The organism is Polycladomyces zharkentensis, assembly GCF_016938855.1.
Taxonomy (GTDB): Bacteria; Bacillota; Bacilli; order Thermoactinomycetales; family JIR-001; genus Polycladomyces; species Polycladomyces zharkentensis.
In genome coordinates this window covers 211,162-229,250 of the sequence record NZ_JAFHAP010000011.1, presented here as the reverse complement: position 1 = coordinate 229,250, position 18,089 = coordinate 211,162, and the positions used below count along the sequence as shown (strand labels likewise).

Here is an 18,089-nt window from a genome sequence, read left to right as displayed (position 1 = left end):
TCGCGTTCACAATTCATTCACTTTTGCTCCCCCGTTCGTTTCGCCGATACCAGCTTTTCCCTCCCACCCGAAGCCCGGACTGGTATGTTCATTGATGCAAGAGCGGCAGTCGAAACCGGATCATCAGCATCCCTCGATCCTGGGTGGCCGTCACGTTTCCCCCGTGCATTTCCGCAATCATCCTGACGATGGCCAACCCGACACCCGACCCGCGTAATCGGGATTGCTCCCCGGTGACAAACAGGTCAAACAATCGGCTCAGTCTCTCTTTCGGCAAGGGATCAGCCATATTTGTCACCTTCAGCACGGCCGTGTCCCCTTCCCTGGCCGTGGACACCACGATCTCGCCCGGCCGACTGCCGTGGTGGAGCGCATTGTGAAAGACATTTTCCAACATCCGCACCAAAAGGTCGGGATCGCCATCCAGTTCCAACGGGTCTTCGCACAGATCAAGCCGGATGCTCATTTGCTCCCGTTCGGCGAGTGGAATCGTCTCTTCCGCCAGCTGTTCGATCAATCGGTTGAAAAACAGACGGGTTTTCCGGATCGGTGCTTGATGATGCGTCCACTTGGCATAGTCGAACAAATCCTCGATCAACCGTTTCATGCTTTGGGCTTTGGAAAGCCCGATACCCGCATAACGGCGAACCTCCGCTTCGGACATGTCGGGGTGATCCCTCATCCAGAGAAGGTATCCGATGATGGAGGTCAACGGCGTTCTCAGATCATGGGATATGCTGGTGATCAACTCGTTGCGCTGTGCGTCCAGGCGTTTTTCCTTCTCCCGGCTTTCCTTCAGCTTTCGTGCCATTTCGTTGATATGTCGCCCCAAAATCCCCAATTCATCATCGCCTGTTTCCGGCACGCGCGTTTCCCACCTGCCTTGGGCAATCTCCCGGACACCGCGGGACATGGCGGCAATTTGCCGCAGTTTCCCCTTGGTCAACAAGTGGAACACAAGCCAGAAAGACAAAATGGCGGAACAAAAGCTCATCAACGGATTTCCCTGATCGACAGGCTTCCCGCTCCCTATCCAATCAGCCACCAAATAGACCGGTTGTTGATCGAGATAAAACGGATAGACAAACGTCAGATTCCGAACACCGCCACTGGTATTCAGATCATCCGATTGACGTTTCATCTGAAACAACAGGGTATGGATATTCTCTCTTCTCTTGGATGCATGCACCGACCGATAAAGCGGATTTCCTTCTTGATCCAACACGCGCAATCTCATCCTGCCGGTTTGTTCGAGACTGTTCAACCGTTCGTTTCGCTTGGCAGCTCGAATCTGTGTCATTTCCCGGGCATAACGGGACAAGAACAGGGCGGTCATTTCCTCTTCTTCCGGATAGTAGTAATAGCGCTTCTCTCTGAAGGTAAGTTGCTCCCCGATCGATCCCCCCACCAACATGGCCGCCAAACTGATCAGAAACACGACGATCATCCGGGTTCGCAGACGAGACCACATTTTCCTGAGCCAACGGGTCACAAGACGACATTTTCGCAATTTCGGCTCAATCATGACGAACCGGATGGGAATCGGCCGCCGCCTTGTATCCCACCCCCCAAACGGTAAGCACGATAGCGGGATTTTTGGGGTCATCCTCGATCTTCTCGCGAATTTTTCGAATATGTACCATGATCGTATTGTTGGAAGTCAGCATCGGTTCCCCCCACACCCGTTCATAAATTTCTTCCGAACGAAACACCACTCCGGGATGGCGGAACAACAATGCCAAAATATCAAATTCACGAGGTGTCAGGTGAACGGGTTGACCGCGAACCCATACTTGGCGCATTTCGGGATGAAGGGTCACCCCACCGATGGAAAGCAGATTTGTTTGCAGTGTAAAAGCGTTGGCATATCGTTTGTACCGCCGCAACTGTGACTTGACCCGCGCCACCAGTTCCAGAGGGTTGAACGGTTTGGTGACATAATCGTCGGCCCCCACAGCCAGCCCTTGAATCTTGTCCAGATCTCCCGTCCTGGCCGTCAGCATGATAATGGGCATCCACTGCCTCTCACGGATTTTGGCGCATGTCTCCATCCCGTCCATCCCGGACATCATGACGTCCAGGATCATCAGGTCAATCTCATGTTTGCGAGTCAGTTCCAAAGCTTCCCGACCGTCGGCCGCCTCCAACACGCGATACCCCTCATTTGCCAGATAGAGACGGATCAACTCCCGAATGTCCGGCTCATCGTCAACGATCAACACGGTTGTCTGCATTTCCATCCGGCCATTCATCCTCCCCCGACAAATCCTTTCTCATTCCATCGCCATGCCGGTTGATCTTTTCACATTGGTGGATGATGGAGTAAGGTTTAGCCAATCATTTGCTTTTTCCCTTCTTCCGTGTTTTGGGTTTTCTGCATACATAGACGAAAGCGGGGGGCAGATTCCAAAATACCAACCGGAACGAGACGCGCTGAAATCGCTCCCTCAACAGCGGCAACATGTGCAGGGAATACTGGTAGGCGACAAACATACCGTCCGGTGCCAACCGTTCCGCCACTTCATCCAAGATGACTTGCCGCATGCCTTTCGGAAAATTGGTGAAAGGCAAACTGGACAGGATGCAATCCGCCCGTCCGATCCCGTACCGCTCCAACACCTCACCCAGTTTTTCCGCATGGTCGGCATGATCAATGTACGGAAAACGATGAAACAGCAAGTCCCGTAAACGGGAATCTTGTTCAAATACGATGACACGTGTCTCCGGATGGGTCCGTTGAACCAACGCTTCGGTGATCACCCCGGTTCCTGCTCCCAATTCAACCACCGTGTTGACCCGTTCCCACGGAATGGGATCGAGCATGGCCCGAACGAGGTGGGCGGAGCTGGGGGTGATGCTGCCGATCATACGCGGGGATCGAAAAAAACGCAACAAAAACGCCATTCGGTCCATCAATGACTCCACGATATCACTCCCTTGTTTACTTCGACACCTACCAGATTAAACGCGGATTCTGAACATTTCAGGGGTGAAGACCTTAACATTCTCTTAACACAATCCAAAAAAAGCGCTCTTCCCCACGCACCCGATCGATCACCAAGATGCCGCCCCATCCTCTGCGGGGGTGGCTCCCGCCATCAGTGCCGACCACCCGCCGGACAAAAACAACGGAAATCCAAACAACCAAGCTGACGGAACATTTCTGTACCAACACCAGAGTACGGACGCCAGACCCACCATCCACAAACCGAACGAATAACCGGCCACCCGCGCCGAAAACGACGGATTCCGGGACAGGACCACCGTACACATCAAACCGGAACATACATAACAAAAGTGACCGAATATGCCGCCAAAAACGTACAGCAGACGGTTCCATTCCGCCAAATATGTCTGCAACCAAACCGAAGGAATTTGTCTCAGCAATTCGGTCAAAGCGGATATCATCGTCAATTGGATCACATGGTGCAGGATAACGGATGCGGACCCAATCACCCATATCAACCATGCCAACGAGAGAAAGGCACCGTATTCGGCGGAAAAGCACCGGTACCATCTCCCGTACCAAACCGCCATGCAACAAGCCGCCAATATGCCGGCCTGCCACAACCACGCCGGCGACCCTCCCTCGCCATCCCGCCAATACCAAACCAACCATCCGGCAACCCCTCCCGCATGCACTGCAAGGGTAACCGGAAGCAACCACTTCGAGACACGTACGGGTATACTCACAGCCTCCACCTCTTTTTCATCAAGTCTTCGGACCGACAGGGAAGATTTCCCTTGCAAAGCCGGACTTTTTTCAACCCAAACTATGCAAAAAGAGGAGGGAAGGGAATGAATCGCCGCATTTTCGCAGGTATGATGTGTGGTTTCTTGACAGTTTCCGCGGGATGCCAATGGGCCAAACCACCGGGACAACGCCAAGGACTGACCAATGACAGTCAATCCTATACCTATGTAGGTTATCCCGAAAGCCATATGGTACAGGCGGCTCAAACCGTCGAGGGAGTTCGATCCGCCCGGACGGACTATGACGGGCGACGCCTCATCGTATACGTGGAGCCGGAACGCTGGGTAAAACCGGATCAATACCACCGTATCAAACGACTGGTACATCGCAATGTGGGTGATATCGCCCCACACAAACCGTTTGAGGTCAGAATACTGTCCAACACACGGACGAACGCGCATTGACGTTTTCATATTTTTCCCGTCTCAACCAACGAGATACATGATGCTCACACTCTTTGACGATCCCCGTACGCTTGACTCATGCCTTTTTCCTTTGTTTCCAACAAACCGGAAAAAGGCTTTTTTGAAATGGAAAATATCACGTAATATTTATAATTGAAATCATCCACCACGCCCCATCCATGGCAGGTGGTGTCATGTTTGGCGATTCGTCCAGTGGATCGCTGCCTTGAGCGCACGGGCTTTGTCCATCGTCTCCTGATACTCCGCCACGGGATCAGAATCGGCGACGATTCCGCCACCCACGTGAAAAAAGGCTTGTCCCTTTCGGCAAATCACTGTGCGGATCACCATACTGAGATCCATTGTCCCGCGGACATCCAAATAACCGATCCCGCCGGAATAAATTCCCCGCACTGTAGGTTCCAACCGATCCAAAATCTCCATCGCACGAATCTTGGGCGCACCCGTCATGGAGCCGCCGGGAAACGCGGCCTGCAACGCGTCCACGGCGTGCAGATCTTCCCGCAACCTGGCTTCCACTGTGGACACCAGTTGATGAACGGTGGCGTAAGATTTCACAGCAAGCAATTCGGGTACGCGTACACTGCCGGGCTCCGCAACTCTGCCCAGATCATTGCGCACAAGATCAACGATCATCACGTTTTCCGCCCGGTCTTTTTGATGCGTGGCCAACTCGTCAGCCAATCGCGCGTCCTCCTCCGGGGTACGTCCCCGCGGACGTGTTCCTTTGATCGGGCTGCTGTCCACCATGCGATCGGCACGCACACGCAAAAAGCGTTCCGGAGAGGAAGAGACCACTTGCGTTTCTCCCAACTTGAGATAACACGAAAAAGGCGCGGGATTGATCCGGCGCAACACCCGATACAACTCCCAACCGTCCGACGTCAAATCGGCAGTGATCAAATGCGTCAGACAAGCTTGGTAAATATCCCCGTCCGCAATATGGCGTTGAATGATTTCGATTTTGCGCAGATATTGGTCACGGCTCACCGTATAACGAAACGCCGACTCATCCATGTCAACCGCGATACAATCAGGCCATGCGCGGGTGGGAAGGGAAATACGTGCGGCACGCAAGACGGCGGTTTCCCATTCGTTCAGCGTTCGTTCCACATCAGTAGCGGTTTCTTTATCCAACTGCCATTTGCAGAGCCAGACACATCGTTCGGCATGGTCAAATACCATCACTTTGTCAAACCACATCCAGTACATCTCCGGCAAGCCGAACGGATCAGCACCGGTCTGCGGCAGTTGTTCCACATACCGCTTCATCTCATAGCCGACATATCCGACACCGCCGGCCAAAAACGGGACATCCGGCAAAGGGACATCCGTCACCGACCAAGACTGGGCCAGCGATTTCAGCAGCGTGAACGGATGGTCCCCATATGTGCGTACCTGACCGTTTCGGATTATCGTGGTCCGCCCATGACGGGTGGACATCAACAGAAACGGATCTCCCCCCATCCAGGAAAAACGGCCACTGCGGTCACTTCCTTGGCCATCCAGCCAAAACGCATGGGTACAGCTTCCGTACAACCGGGAGAACACGCGCTCCGGTTCGATCTCCTCAGACAAGAGACGCGCTACGATCCTCATCACCACAACTCCTTGAGCTTCGATGTATCAAATCGCGGGATTGAACCATACTGAAAACAACCCTGATGCAACTGAGGTGAGTCATCGTGTTTGTCGGCCGTGATTGGCAAACGTTGCACACCACGCCGCTTTCCCAATGGACCGATGAGGAACTGGCGTTTCAGCACGCCGTTTTTTCACAGCTTGCCCCGCTGATGAATGCGCAGGGAGTCAGCTTGCATCATCAAATCATCGCGGAAATCGAACGGCGCGGCCGGCGATAACCCGTAAACGCGAAACATCCGCCATTGGAACCCGTTACATTATCTGCGAACGCAGTGACATCCTTAAGCGTGTCCGATGAATACTGTCCAATTGCTTTTTTCGGCTTGCTCCACCATTGCTCTGCAAAGGGAGCCGTTCATGGCCGCTCCGACCGGGAGTACAGGACGCGGGCAAAGTACGTTTCGCTCAGAGGAAGTTGCCTCGATTCCATCCTTGCTCTTTCCGGGACTTCGCGCAGTCGGGCTGAGGTCTTCGTCACTTGGCAAATCATTTTCTCCTCACGGATTTACCTGATCGCCCCAGTCCACCATCTCCCCTTGTAATCGACACTCGGCCACCACCCAAACACCCGGGCGGATTTTCCCCTCCACCAAAGCTGGATGTGTCACCATGGTCAACTGCCACTGGTCTTTTCCCGACAATGTGATTTTCCAAAGCGTTTGACCGGTGATCCGGTTGCCCTCTTCTTCCACTTCCTCCACCTTTCCCCGAACGGCATAATTCGCCTGCTCCTCCAAGGGGATCTCACGTGTAAAGCGAGCAACCTGCGCAAACAGCGGCATCGATTCTGCCGTGCCCAAAGATGTTGTATCCACCTTTACTTGATACGCCAGACCGGCGATCCTCATCGTCCATGGACCTGATTGCTCCGCTTCCCAGCCATTTTGCATCCAGATTGCCGTCCGATGCAGGATGCCACCCGTTTGACTCCGCCACGCCCCCCAAGCGATGCAATGGTGTTCCGTTTGCCGGACGATTGAAGGAACAAACGGATGAGTCGATCCGCAAACGAGCGCCGGTACCAACTGCACCACACGTGTTCCGTCCGTCATCACGCGGAAACGGACACTGGGCGACATGGGCCAATCCGTCCATTCGTACCGCCGATCTCCCGGCCGTCCCTTTCGTTTTGCCCCTTCTTTCAGCGCCCGTTCCACCCACACCTTCACCTCATCATGGGACGGCACCCCCCATCCGGCCGCCCGCCACAATTGGGCCAGCACATCGTTCCCTCCTTTGATGTCATCATGAGCATTGTCTCAAACGATGCCGGATTCGTACAGCCCTTTCTCTTTCCAACCGCTTATGCAAAAGGTAAAATATGTGGAAAAAGGCTGGAGGGAGAAACGTGTCACCATCAACCCGAGAAATTTTTCGCTCCGTCTGCCCGCTGGATTGCCCGGACACCTGCGGCTTGCGCGTCACGGTGGAAGACGGTCGCATCACCCGGGTGACCGGCGATCCTGATCACCCCATCACCCGCGGAGTGATTTGCCATAAAGTACGCTATTTCCCTGCCCGAGTCCACCATCCGGAACGGCTGCTTTACCCGATGCGACGCACAGGCAGGAAAGGGGAAGGCAAGTTTGAACGGATCACTTGGGAAGAGGCGCTGGACGAGATCACGTCACGAATGAAAAATCTCATTGCCGAATACGGCGCCGAATCGATTCTTCCCTATAGTTATTACGGCAACATGGGCCTGGTCAACAATGGGACGATGGATCGGCGCTTCTTTCATCGCCTCGGAGCGACGCGGCTGGAGCGCACCATCTGCAACGCGGCAGGCAGTCAAGGATTCCGTGCCACCATGGGGATCAAGGGGGCGATTGATCCCGAAGACACGGTCCATAGCCGGTATATCATCGTTTGGGGCGGCAACATCGTCAGCACCAACATGCATCAAGTGATGCTGTTCGAGCAAGCCCGCAAACAAGGGGCCAAAATCGTGGTCATCGACGTTCATCGCAATCAGACGGCACGGTGGGCCGACGAGTTCGTCCAGTTGTATCCCGGAACCGACGCAGCACTGGCACTGGGCATGATGCACGTGTTGGAACGGGAAAACCTGATTGACGAAGCTTTTTTGCGCGATCATACCGTCGGTTGGGAGCAGCTAAAGGAACGGCTGAAAACATATCCGCCCGAACGGGTATCCCGCATCACGGGCGTACCGAAGGAGACCATCATCCGGCTTGCCCGGGAGTATGGGAAAACGTCACCCTCGCTCATCCGGATCGGCAACGGTTTGCAACATCATGACAACGGCGGCATGATCGTTCGCACCATCACCTGTCTGCCGGCACTTACCGGCCAGTGGCAGTACAAAGGCGGCGGAGCGCTCAAGGAAAACGGTTTGGTCCAAGTGGACACCGACAAACTGGAACGTCCCGATCTGTTGCCCGATCCCGACGTGCGCAGCATCAACATGATCCAACTGGGAAGCGCATTGCTGGAGGCTGATCCGCCGATTCGCATGCTGTTCGTATACAACAGCAATCCGGCCGCGGTGGCACCTTCTCAGGAAAAGGTGTTGCGCGGTCTGGCCCGGGAAGATCTGTTCACGGTGGTACACGACCTGTTTCTCACGGACACCGCCCGTTATGCCGATTTGGTGCTGCCCGCCACATCCCATTTCGAAAACCTGGATGTATACAAATCCTACTGGCATATGTACGTCCAAGTGGCACGTCCGATCCTGCCACCGCAAGGCGAAGCCTGGTCCAACTACAAGCTGTTCCGTACGTTGGCCAAACGGATGGGTTTCACGGAACCCTGCTTTGACGATACGGAAGAGGACCTGATCCGCCAAGTCCTGGACAACCCGGAGAATCCCTGCCTGTCCCGTATCGATTTTGACGAGCTGATGGAAAAAGAGATCGTCAAGCTGGATCTATCGGAGAATGCGGCATTTCCGGAACGGTTGCAACGCGGTATCCGGATTCAGCTGTTCAATGAATCGCTCCGGGCGCAAGGACTGGACCCCCTCCCTGCTCACATCGCACTGAAAGAGGGGACCGACGGGGAACGAAACGCGAAAGACCCCGATACGTTCATGCTGATCTCTCCGCCCAACCACCAGTATCTCAACTCCAGCATGGGCAACATTCCCAAACTGCAGAAGATGGAGGGACGGCCCACTTTGCAAATTCACCCGAAAGACGCAGAGCGGAAGGGGATTGTCGACGGGAGTCTCGTACGCATCCGGAACGAGCGGGGCAGTTGTACCTTGACGGCAAAAGTGACCGACGCCGTTCTTCCCGGCGTGTTGGTCAGCATGGGATTGTGGTGGTTGTCCTCCTATCCGGACGGAAAAGGGATCAACCAACTCACGCCCGACCGGGAAGCCGATATGGGTGGCGGTGCCGTCTTTTTCTCCACCGCGGTCCAACTGGAAAAAGCGGAATGACGGGGAGATCATGAACCTGAGAATCGGGCCGTGGATGGCTGTTAAACGCGCTGAAAAAACATCCTCCGGACAGTCATTGGATCAGCGGTGAACATGTTGTGCCATTGAGAATGAAAAAGGCCGTTCTCTCCCGCACCTCATGCCGGACATGGCAAAATGAGAGACGGCCCCGGAGCTGTTTTTGACAGCAACCCCTTACAAAAAACCATCATATATGTGAAAATAATTTTATCAATAAGATACATAATCGGGAGGAGAGACATATGGCGCCCATCCTGAAAAATGATTGGGCCGATCATTTGAACGCTGAATTCGAAAAGCCGTATTACCAAAAGTTGCGCCAGTTTTTGATCCACGAATACAACACGTATACCGTCTATCCGGACAAATATGATATCTACTCCGCCTTGCACCTCACCCCTTATGCCGACACCAAGGTCGTCATCATCGGACAAGACCCGTACCATGGCCCGGGTCAGGCGCACGGGCTCAGCTTTTCCGTCAAGCCCGGGGTGAAAGTGCCCCCCTCACTCAAAAACATTTTCAAAGAGTTGCATGATGATCTCGGGTGCCGGATTCCCAACCACGGTCATCTGGTCAAGTGGGCGAAACAAGGCGTCCTGCTACTCAACAACGTCTTGACTGTTCGCCGGGGCCAGCCCAATTCCCACAAGGGGAAAGGATGGGAAACGTTTACAAGCCAGGTGATCCGCACGTTGAATGAACGGGAACAACCCGTCGTCTTTCTCTTGTGGGGAAGAAATGCGCAGGAGAAAAAAGCATTGATCACCCGCGATCATCATCTGGTGATCGAATCGGCCCATCCCAGTCCGTATTCCGCCAATCGCGGCTTTTTCGGCAGCCGTCCGTTTTCCCGAACCAATGAATTTTTGCAAAAGGTCGGTCTGCAGCCCATTGATTGGCAACTGGACGATATTCATACCGAAGAACGGCCTCATTCAGTCGACAATCCTTTACCTGAAAAAGCCGTCCCGTAAAGGGACGGCTTTCCCGTTGGTCACTGCGGTTGTTTCCCGTTCAAAGAACCGGGGTTGGTGGCGGGCACCGACTCCACTTTGGTCGGTGCGGGTTGCACCGGTTTCCGTTTTTTCACCCGGGCGTCCGGTGTCGTGTATACATAGGCCGTGATTGCATTGCTGGTCACCCGGATACGGATCAATACCGGTTTGGTCAGATTGTTTTTAAAACGGAAATCCGGTCCGCCCCATGAGACGGTCGCATCGCGCCCCGGCGGAACGTACGCCACCTCTTTGCTGTGGGAATTGCGCTGTAGGATTCTCAGTCCCGCTTCATCCACGCTGTTGAACAGTGTGCTCGACACCTGGCAGATCCCGCCGCCGATGCCTTCACTGTATTCTCCCCGCACGATCACCTTGGCTGATTTGTAACCGCGCCCCGGTGTGCGCGGTCCTACGACACGGTTGAAGGAGAAGCGCTCTCCCGGACTCAGGATCAGATTGTTGATCGCTTTGGAGGCCAATCGGATGTTGGTGGTACGGTTGACGTTGCTTCCATCAAAATATGTCGTATACTTGCCGATCAACCGTTGATCCACCTGCTGAAAATCCGCTTCGGTCACCTCCGGCTGATCAATCACCATCGGCAGCTCCTGAGGCTGACCGGTCATCGTCGTCAAACGGGGCAGCCATTCTTTTTCGATGGTGTCCATATCCACCAATTTTCCCGTTTTGGACGGGGTCAGTTTACCGCCGAACCAATTTTGCTCCGCGTCCACGGCCGGTTGGTCCACTTCTTTTTTCACCCCGCGAAACCAAGCCAACCATTTGTCACGATTCAATGTGGATGGATCTTGACCGTCATAGCCAAGCGTACGGAGGTCCACAGTCCATTTTCTGCCCTCATGGGTGACGATGAATGGAATCGGTTTCGGTTTCACATATGGCTGTTGATGCGGCTTTGTCACACCTGCCCGCGGGGCCTCTTTGGCATCGGTCGTTCCGTCAAACACAAACGCGGACAAGCTTCCCACCAAGGCGAAAGCCACCACCAACGCGCCGACGACCGTTTTTTGCGGACCGATCCGTTGAAACGGAATGCGGTTGACCAGCGGGACGCGTTGCAACACCCGGGTGACCCGATCCCAAACGCTCATCCGCGGGGTTCCGGACACCAATGCAGCGGCGGCCATTTCTTCCCGCTCGGGAGAGGAAGGTGCGTTCGACGAACCGGTCACGGCCGGCTCCGTTGAAGTCTTACGGTCCTTTGATTCTGTTTCTTCGGACATCTCTGTCCAGACCGGGATTGATTCATCCACTTTCGGCTTTGGGTCCGTCGAGTTCTCTTTTCGTTCACCCTGCCGATCAACTGGCGAACCTCCCTGTTGCCCGGCAGAGGATTCCCCAAAGGCGGACATCGTTTTTTCCCCTGTCGGCGGCTCCGCCTCTGACTTTCTGGACGGGACATCTTTTTCTTGCCTTTCAACTGTGTCAGACGCGTCCGCTCCCACTTCCGTCAACCGATCCGCCTCCGGTCGCGAATCGGGGACGTTTCGCAGGGATGGCGACTCATTTGGTGTTTCTCTGGAGTCGCCGACGGTCGGCTCTTTTTTCTCTTCCACGGATCAATTCCCCCTCGGTTTCTCCCTCGCCTGCACGGTGGCCACAACACCGTGTTTCCCTTGCTGATCAGGATATCAAGCAAAAATGGAAGATAAAGCGGCTTGAACGGCCTTTTGGTATACCTTGGGCAGCGCCAACCTTTCCAGTTCCTCCAACGTTACCCACCGCCAATGTTGCGGGAGTTCTCCCTTATATCCGACGCACGTACCGCCGATGATCGTGGCATGCCATTTGCGATGCGTGAAGACATGCTCCACCATCCCCAACGTTTCGCCGGGTTGTATGAGTATACCGTGTTTTTCCATCCAAACAATCAATGCCTGCACCGAATCGCCGACATCCGTCTCCAGTGTGGGCAATCCCCACATCCCTGCCAAGAGTCCCGTCTCCGGCCTTTGTTCCAGCAACACGCGATTGCCGTCCCGAATCCAGCCGAACACGAGCGAAACCGGAACGGGCGGTTTCGCTTTTTTCTTGACGGGCAATTCGTGTTGCATCCCTTTTTCGTATGCCAGACAATCGGAGCGGACCGGACAATTCGCACAGGAAGGCGATGTGGGCGTACACACCATCGCCCCCAACTCCATCAATGCTTGATTGAAATCACCCGGATTGGACTCCGGTATCAGATGATAAGCCCACGTTTCCATTTTTTTTCGTGTCTGGACACGGGCAATGTCATCCGCCGAAGCGAACAACCGGGAAAAGACGCGCAACACATTGCCGTCGACGGCCGGCACCCGCCGGTTATACGCGATGCTCAAAATGGCACCCGCCGTATACGGTCCCACTCCCTTCAGCTGAGAGATGGTCTCCAATGTGTCGGGCACTTTCCCCCCGTGTTTCTCCACCACCTCCTTAACAGCGGCGTGCAGGTTGCGCACGCGCGAATAATACCCCAATCCTTCCCACGCTTTGATGACGTCAGCCTCATCGGCCGCCGCCAGCGCTTCCAGTGTGGGGAATCGTTCCAAAAAGCGATGAAAATAGGGAATCACGGTCTCTACCCGTGTTTGCTGCAACATCACTTCGGATACCCAAATCTTATAGGGGTCCTGATCCCGCCGCCAAGGCAAATCTCGTTGGTGAATCCGATACCATTGGAGCAAACGTCGTTGAATGGATGCTTTTCGCACTTCCGTAAACGGGAGTGCCGGTTGCTTCGTTGAGACTCTGGCCATTGCTCGCGCTCCTTTATCCTGTATTGCCCGAATCGCCGGAGGACGCCGATTGGCCCAACCGTTTGAGATCGATCAGGCTCAGCTTACACCCATGCGGCATTTTTTCCACAATCAGCAGCCGGTGCAAACGTGGTGACAGATAAAATCCCATCAATGGACGGGAAGTTCGGTAAATTTCCTTTTCTTTCATGTCGTCACCGATATACAGGACATGGCGGCCCTCCGCCAGCCATACCCCGTTAGGTTCGTGACGGATAAACGGATGGGACTGCCCCGCCAGCTGATGATACACATCGAAAACCAGCGAATTTTGCGTGCGGAGATGAATCAGCTTCAACATCCCGTTGATCACGTATGATACATAACCGCCGCCGGGTCCGATCATCAGGTGATCCAATTGCGTTGATTGCAGATTATGTTCATTCTCCACGTAATGATACAATTGTCCGTCCATCACATGTACTTTTTCAAAAAACAGTTCTCCGCTAACCCTGCGTCCGGTTGCAAAGGAAAAATAATGACCATGGGAATCCCACACAACAGGCGGAACGATCTCCTCACCCGAAGGAGTTTCAAACACGACCCGTCGTTTCCCCGTCTCGGCATTCCAGAGAACCAACCGTCGATTGTCCTCCACGGTCGCCCGCACATCCTCCTTTGGGGACCACCAGCCCGGACCGCTTCGAAGGATCGTGACGGGAACAGTATCACCCACCGCGTACACCCTGTCCGCCACTGACAGAAAACGGCCACTCGGGGACCAGGACACTGCCGTCGCTATGTTGGTACGGGACGAAAACCTGGTTTCGGGGATCGGGTGAGATCGTCCCTCCTTGGGACGGAACAAAGCCAATGACACATCGTCCGCATCTCCAACCGGATACACGATGGCATCTCCCCGCGGCGACACCGATACCGGATGATGCATCCCTGCCCGGACGTTGTAAGCAATCCGGTTGCGATGAACTCTTTTTTGCACCATCAACAACCGGGCAGCACCTTCGGACAAAACGGTCAGAAGGCCGTGATTTCCCAAGGGGATTACGCCCGTTTCGCTTTTTTCCCCCTCTTTCAATAAAGTCCCTGTGCGCAGGTTCCACTCATAATCCGCTTCCCCCCGCTCTGACCTTCCGCGGAAAAAGAAACGATCTTCCCGAATCTGTCCCGGTTTCACTGCCTGAAATTCCGCCGTTCGGATAACGGGCGAAGGCACACGGGGTCTCTCCTCATCCCGCCACCCCCACATGAGCAGGCAGATGAAAACGAAGACCAACAACAATCCCGTCAACACCGCAAATCGAACCGGCCACGCAGAAGTTACCGTACAAAGGCGGTGAAACCGCCTTCTTGTGCGCCGCCATACAAACCAGCGAGCCGACGGATCTTTTGCGCCCATGATCAAACATCCTTTTTTCCGGTGGATGATGGTTCGGTGACCCGGAATGACCAGATATTCACTTTGTCTGCAATATCCGTCATCCGGCCGTCCTAAGCAAGGTTCCTTATAAGAGAGATGACACGTGGGCCGGTTATTTCATCCGGCACCGCGAATCATCTTGACGAACGATCCCGGTTGATCCACACTTTCCATCCGCTCGTGTCGGATTATTCCCACGGCACGGGCGGTCTCCGATCAAAATAGTCCAGAAGTTGTAGATACAGTTCCCTTTTATGTGTATGTACCCGATACTCAAGAAAGACAATAAAACCACTGTTGACCACGAACAGCACTCCTTTGGTCCAGTTTAACAAAAACGGGCGATTTGGTTAAGGGAGAAAGGATGACACTTCAATGTCCGACGATCCGGCATCATCGTATCCATCTCCTGTCTGCCATCTGTGACAATCAGTCAAACGTCCCCGTACACCTTCCAAGTTGTGCTATAATCGTGAAAGACTACACAATAGATCCGGATGGGAGGGAAAAGGACACAGTGAACCAACCCATTTTTCGTATTCCCTCTTGGCGCTGGTGGCGACGCCTCATTTCACTCACGCTGGGCTGTATCCTGGTTGCCGTTGGCTTGGACCTGTTTTTGATCCCCAATCAGATCATTGACGGCGGTGTGGTCGGTATTTCCATCATTTTCAGTGAAATTACACCTTGGTCCATGTCCGTTTTTTTGGTATTATTCAACCTGCCGTTCTGGTTTTTGGGTTACAAGCAAATTGGGAAGACATTCACGTTTTGCACCATGTATTCAGTGATTCTGCTGGCCGTGTTGACCGAATTCATCCACAGTTTCCCACGGGTCACTGACAACCTTTTTCTGGCGACCGTATTCGGCGGCATTATCTTGGGTATGGGCGTGGGACTCATCATCCGCAATGGCGGATCATTGGACGGAACCGAAGTGTTGGCCATCATCGGCCATGAAAAACTGGGCTTCTCCGTCGGCGAGATCGTGATGTTTTTCAACGTGTTCATTTTGGGAAGCGCGGGATTCGTCTTCGAATGGGACAAGGCGATGTACTCGCTCATTGCGTATTTCATCGCATACAAGACGATCGACGTGGTGGTGGAAGGACTGGATGAATCCAAATCGGTCATGATCATCTCCGACAAGCCGGATGACATAGCCGAAGCCATTTTGTACCGTCTCGGTCGCGGCGTGACGCATATCTATGGAAAAGGCGGCTATACCAAAGAGGAAAAGGAACTGCTCTACTGCATCGTGACGCGTCTGGAAGTCGCCAAGTTGAAGAGCATCGTCAGTGAAATCGACCCGCACGCTTTCGTGGCCATTGAACACGTGCACGATGTGTTGGGCGGACGGTTCAAGAAAAAATCCATCCACTGACGGAGGGGTGATCACATGCTGGAAAAGGAACTGGACCTCACCAAATCCGAAACCCCCGCCCATCCCGAACACAGTGTGGGCCTGATCCAAAACATGAGCGATAAACTGAGCGCGATGTTTGAGAACCCGGTGGAATACCTCTTGTTGCCGCTGGGGCAGATCTTGTTGATCGTCCTGATCACGCTGATCGCCTTGCGTTTGGTTAACCGACTGATCGATCATATCTTGAAATTGAGCAAAACGGACAGCAAGCGCGCCGTAACCATGAGCAAGCTGATCAAATCGACGGCGCGTTATTCTATCTATTTCATCGCGCTGTTGATGATTCTGGATCGGCTGGGCGTCAACATGACACCGGTGTTGGCCGGTGCCGGGATTCTCGGATTGGCGATCGGATTCGGTGCGCAAAATCTGGTGCGGGACGTTATCACCGGATTTTTCCTGATCTTTGAAAATCAGCTGGAAGTGGGCGATTTTGTCGAGATCAACGGCCAAATTACGGGCACGGTGGAGGAGATCGGGCTTCGGGTGACCAAAATCCGTGAATGGAACCAACGGCTGCACTACATCTCCAACGGCGAAATCACGCAGGTGACCAACTACAACCGCGATCGGATGCGGGCGATCGTCACCGTGACGGTTCCGTATGAATCCGATCTGGGTCGGGTGCACGAAGTGTTGGAAGAGGTGTGCCGGGACATTCACAAGCGGTTCTCCCCCTATCTGCTTGAGGAACCGTCCGTATTTGGCGTGACCAATATCGAGCGGGACGGAGTGCAATTCACTGTCACCGCATTGAGCGACCCGCAGGAAGTTTGGCGAATCGAACGTGAATTGCGCAAAACCATCATCACCACTTTCCAAAAACACGACATCGATGTGGCCTACCCGCGGCAAGTCTTGATGAGCCCGCCCGAGATTGCGATGATGCGGGCATCCACCCAACCGAAAGCGTCATCCGAATCGCCCGCAACAAAAAAACAAGGCTAGGAGATTCCCTCCCGGCCTTGTTTTTTAAAACGACGGGACCGTCAACGCCAAGACCGCCGCTGCTCCGACTGCGATTGCCATCCACAGCACAACCCGCTTCAGATCATGGGTCAGTGTGACAATCGGGTCGACCGTTCTCACCTCGGTCTGCTTTTTCTTCTTCCGTCCCATCCTTCATCCTCCTTTTTTCTCCGGCTTCCATTCGCTCAACGCATCCCACAGATAAAACGTGGCGTAGCTTCGCCATGGAGACCAATCCCGGCCAAGTTTACGGATTTCTTCTTCCCGTGGTTGATGTGCCAATCCATATACGTAACGGACCGCGTTTCGAAGCCCGATGTCCGCCGCCGGCAAAAGGTCGGTACGTCCCAGACCGAACAGCAACAAACACTCCACCGTCCATCGCCCCACTCCCCTCAGGGGCAACAAACGCTCCATCACCGCTTCGTCCTCCATTGTCCACAAGGCTTCCAAATCCAATGTTCCCGAGGCCACCTGACGGGAGATGTCGATCACATACTCGGCTTTCCGCCGGTTGAACTGCAGTGCCTGCAACTGCTCGTATTCCAGCGCCGCCACCCGTTCAGGCGAGGGAAACACGGGCAACAACTCCCCATCAAATAACGACAACCGTTCGCCCGCCAGGTCGATCAACCGCTCGATCAGCTTGGCAGCGAACGCCACATTCAGTTGTTGGCTGATGACGGTTTTGATCAAACACTCATACAACGAAGCATCCAGCACCAGATGCAAACCCTTCCGTTTTTCGATAACCGGTCCCAGGTTGGGGTCTGCTTCCAGCTGTCGATAGAAAGGCGTCAAATCCACATCCACCGAAAACATCCGGCGCAGTTTGGCTTCCAACCGTTCCCGTTCCGCCTCCGGTGGATTACCGTGTACGTGCACCGTCAGCGCACGAGGTTCCGTCTGCCAACCGATTTCCACCACATAAGGACGTCCCCCCGCCTCGATCGCCCGAACCAAACGTCCGTTATGGAAACGGTAGCTGGACTTTTCGAAAGAAATGAGCCGCCGGACGGTGGCCTCATACGAGTAGGGATAACGGAGCGGAAACACACGTTTCATTCACTGCCTCCCCTTTTGCCGTGGGGTTCCTGCCCGTCCATTTTATCGTATTTTGGCGTTTTGCTCCACTGCCGTTCTCCTCGGAAAACGGGTCTGGCGCTTATGCCCCATATCCTTGAATCCGGGTCGTTGTCTAACGTGTCTGTGTGAATACTGTCCCATTTCCCGACTCGCTCCGCCAGTTGCCCCGCAAAGAAAG

The 18,089-nt window shown here is 54.2% G+C and carries 17 protein-coding genes; 6 read left to right on the top strand and 11 right to left on the bottom strand.

Going from position 1 to position 18,089, the window contains the following annotated elements:
* Positions 1 to 88: 88 nt before the first annotated feature.
* The 4 genes from JQC72_RS13230 to JQC72_RS13215 all read right to left on the bottom strand — a co-directional run bounded on the left by JQC72_RS13230 (position 89) and on the right by JQC72_RS13215 (position 3,693).
* Positions 89 to 1,471, bottom strand: coding sequence for a HAMP domain-containing sensor histidine kinase (locus JQC72_RS13230; protein ID WP_205496433.1), 1,383 nt, complete (start codon positions 1,469 to 1,471; stop codon positions 89 to 91).
* A gap of 46 nt (positions 1,472 to 1,517) precedes the next feature.
* Positions 1,518 to 2,234: a response regulator transcription factor gene (locus tag JQC72_RS13225; RefSeq protein ID WP_205496507.1), complete on the bottom strand. Its 717-nt coding sequence runs from the start codon at positions 2,232 to 2,234 to the stop codon at positions 1,518 to 1,520.
* Positions 2,235 to 2,337: 103 nt separating this feature from the next.
* The gene (locus JQC72_RS13220; RefSeq protein ID WP_205496432.1) at positions 2,338 to 2,925 is read right to left on the bottom strand and encodes a class I SAM-dependent methyltransferase; all 588 of its coding nucleotides are present in this window, start codon (positions 2,923 to 2,925) and stop codon (positions 2,338 to 2,340) included.
* Positions 2,926 to 3,054: 129 nt separating this feature from the next.
* Entirely contained in the window at positions 3,055 to 3,693 is a 639-nt protein-coding gene (locus JQC72_RS13215) for a hypothetical protein (RefSeq protein ID WP_205496430.1), read from the bottom strand.
* Positions 3,694 to 3,798: 105 nt separating this feature from the next.
* Between JQC72_RS13215 and JQC72_RS13210 the strand changes: the two genes are divergently transcribed.
* Positions 3,799 to 4,158: a hypothetical protein gene (locus JQC72_RS13210; RefSeq protein WP_205496427.1), complete on the top strand. Its 360-nt coding sequence runs from the start codon at positions 3,799 to 3,801 to the stop codon at positions 4,156 to 4,158.
* A 192-nt stretch (positions 4,159 to 4,350) separates the two neighbouring features.
* On the opposite strand, the gene pabB is transcribed toward JQC72_RS13210, so the two are convergent.
* On the bottom strand, positions 4,351 to 5,778 hold the full coding sequence (gene pabB / locus JQC72_RS13205) for an aminodeoxychorismate synthase component I (RefSeq protein ID WP_205496424.1): 1,428 nt from the start codon (positions 5,776 to 5,778) through the stop codon (positions 4,351 to 4,353).
* A gap of 86 nt (positions 5,779 to 5,864) precedes the next feature.
* Here pabB and yfhS point away from each other — a divergent pair, with 86 nt between their 5' ends.
* On the top strand, positions 5,865 to 6,041 hold the full coding sequence (yfhS, locus tag JQC72_RS13200; RefSeq protein WP_205496422.1) for a mother cell protein YfhS: 177 nt from the start codon (positions 5,865 to 5,867) through the stop codon (positions 6,039 to 6,041).
* A 279-nt stretch (positions 6,042 to 6,320) separates the two neighbouring features.
* On the opposite strand, the gene JQC72_RS13195 is transcribed toward yfhS, so the two are convergent.
* Positions 6,321 to 7,046, bottom strand: coding sequence for a hypothetical protein (locus tag JQC72_RS13195; protein WP_205496420.1), 726 nt, complete (start codon positions 7,044 to 7,046; stop codon positions 6,321 to 6,323).
* A gap of 98 nt (positions 7,047 to 7,144) precedes the next feature.
* Here JQC72_RS13195 and JQC72_RS13190 point away from each other — a divergent pair, with 98 nt between their 5' ends.
* Together JQC72_RS13190 and JQC72_RS13185 are read left to right on the top strand one after the other, a co-directional pair.
* Positions 7,145 to 9,232: a molybdopterin-containing oxidoreductase family protein gene (locus JQC72_RS13190; protein WP_205496418.1), complete on the top strand. Its 2,088-nt coding sequence runs from the start codon at positions 7,145 to 7,147 to the stop codon at positions 9,230 to 9,232.
* A 263-nt stretch (positions 9,233 to 9,495) separates the two neighbouring features.
* Complete coding sequence (locus JQC72_RS13185) at positions 9,496 to 10,230, top strand: uracil-DNA glycosylase (RefSeq protein WP_205496417.1); 735 nt, start codon at positions 9,496 to 9,498, stop codon at positions 10,228 to 10,230.
* 20 nt (positions 10,231 to 10,250) lie between these two features.
* On the opposite strand, the gene JQC72_RS16910 is transcribed toward JQC72_RS13185, so the two are convergent.
* From JQC72_RS16910 to JQC72_RS13170, 3 genes are all read right to left on the bottom strand, one after another.
* Positions 10,251 to 11,831: a VanW family protein gene (locus JQC72_RS16910; protein ID WP_419179870.1), complete on the bottom strand. Its 1,581-nt coding sequence runs from the start codon at positions 11,829 to 11,831 to the stop codon at positions 10,251 to 10,253.
* A 75-nt stretch (positions 11,832 to 11,906) separates the two neighbouring features.
* Complete coding sequence (mutY, locus tag JQC72_RS13175; protein WP_205496416.1) at positions 11,907 to 13,013, bottom strand: A/G-specific adenine glycosylase; 1,107 nt, start codon at positions 13,011 to 13,013, stop codon at positions 11,907 to 11,909.
* Between the two features lie 13 nt (positions 13,014 to 13,026).
* The gene (locus JQC72_RS13170; RefSeq protein ID WP_205496415.1) at positions 13,027 to 14,409 is read right to left on the bottom strand and encodes a WD40 repeat domain-containing protein; all 1,383 of its coding nucleotides are present in this window, start codon (positions 14,407 to 14,409) and stop codon (positions 13,027 to 13,029) included.
* A 538-nt stretch (positions 14,410 to 14,947) separates the two neighbouring features.
* On the opposite strand from JQC72_RS13170, the gene JQC72_RS13165 reads away from it, so the two are divergent.
* Complete coding sequence (locus JQC72_RS13165; RefSeq protein ID WP_335342462.1) at positions 14,948 to 15,814, top strand: YitT family protein; 867 nt, start codon at positions 14,948 to 14,950, stop codon at positions 15,812 to 15,814.
* A 15-nt stretch (positions 15,815 to 15,829) separates the two neighbouring features.
* Positions 15,830 to 16,804, top strand: a complete 975-nt coding sequence (locus JQC72_RS13160; RefSeq protein ID WP_205496413.1) for a mechanosensitive ion channel family protein — start codon at positions 15,830 to 15,832, stop codon at positions 16,802 to 16,804.
* 24 nt (positions 16,805 to 16,828) lie between these two features.
* Here the strand turns inward: JQC72_RS13160 and JQC72_RS13155 are convergent, their stop codons facing one another.
* Together JQC72_RS13155 and JQC72_RS13150 are read right to left on the bottom strand one after the other, a co-directional pair.
* Positions 16,829 to 16,975, bottom strand: coding sequence for a hypothetical protein (locus JQC72_RS13155; RefSeq protein WP_205496411.1), 147 nt, complete (start codon positions 16,973 to 16,975; stop codon positions 16,829 to 16,831).
* A 3-nt stretch (positions 16,976 to 16,978) separates the two neighbouring features.
* Positions 16,979 to 17,890, bottom strand: a complete 912-nt coding sequence (locus JQC72_RS13150) for a DNA-3-methyladenine glycosylase family protein (protein ID WP_205496409.1) — start codon at positions 17,888 to 17,890, stop codon at positions 16,979 to 16,981.
* Positions 17,891 to 18,089: the final 199 nt, after the last annotated feature.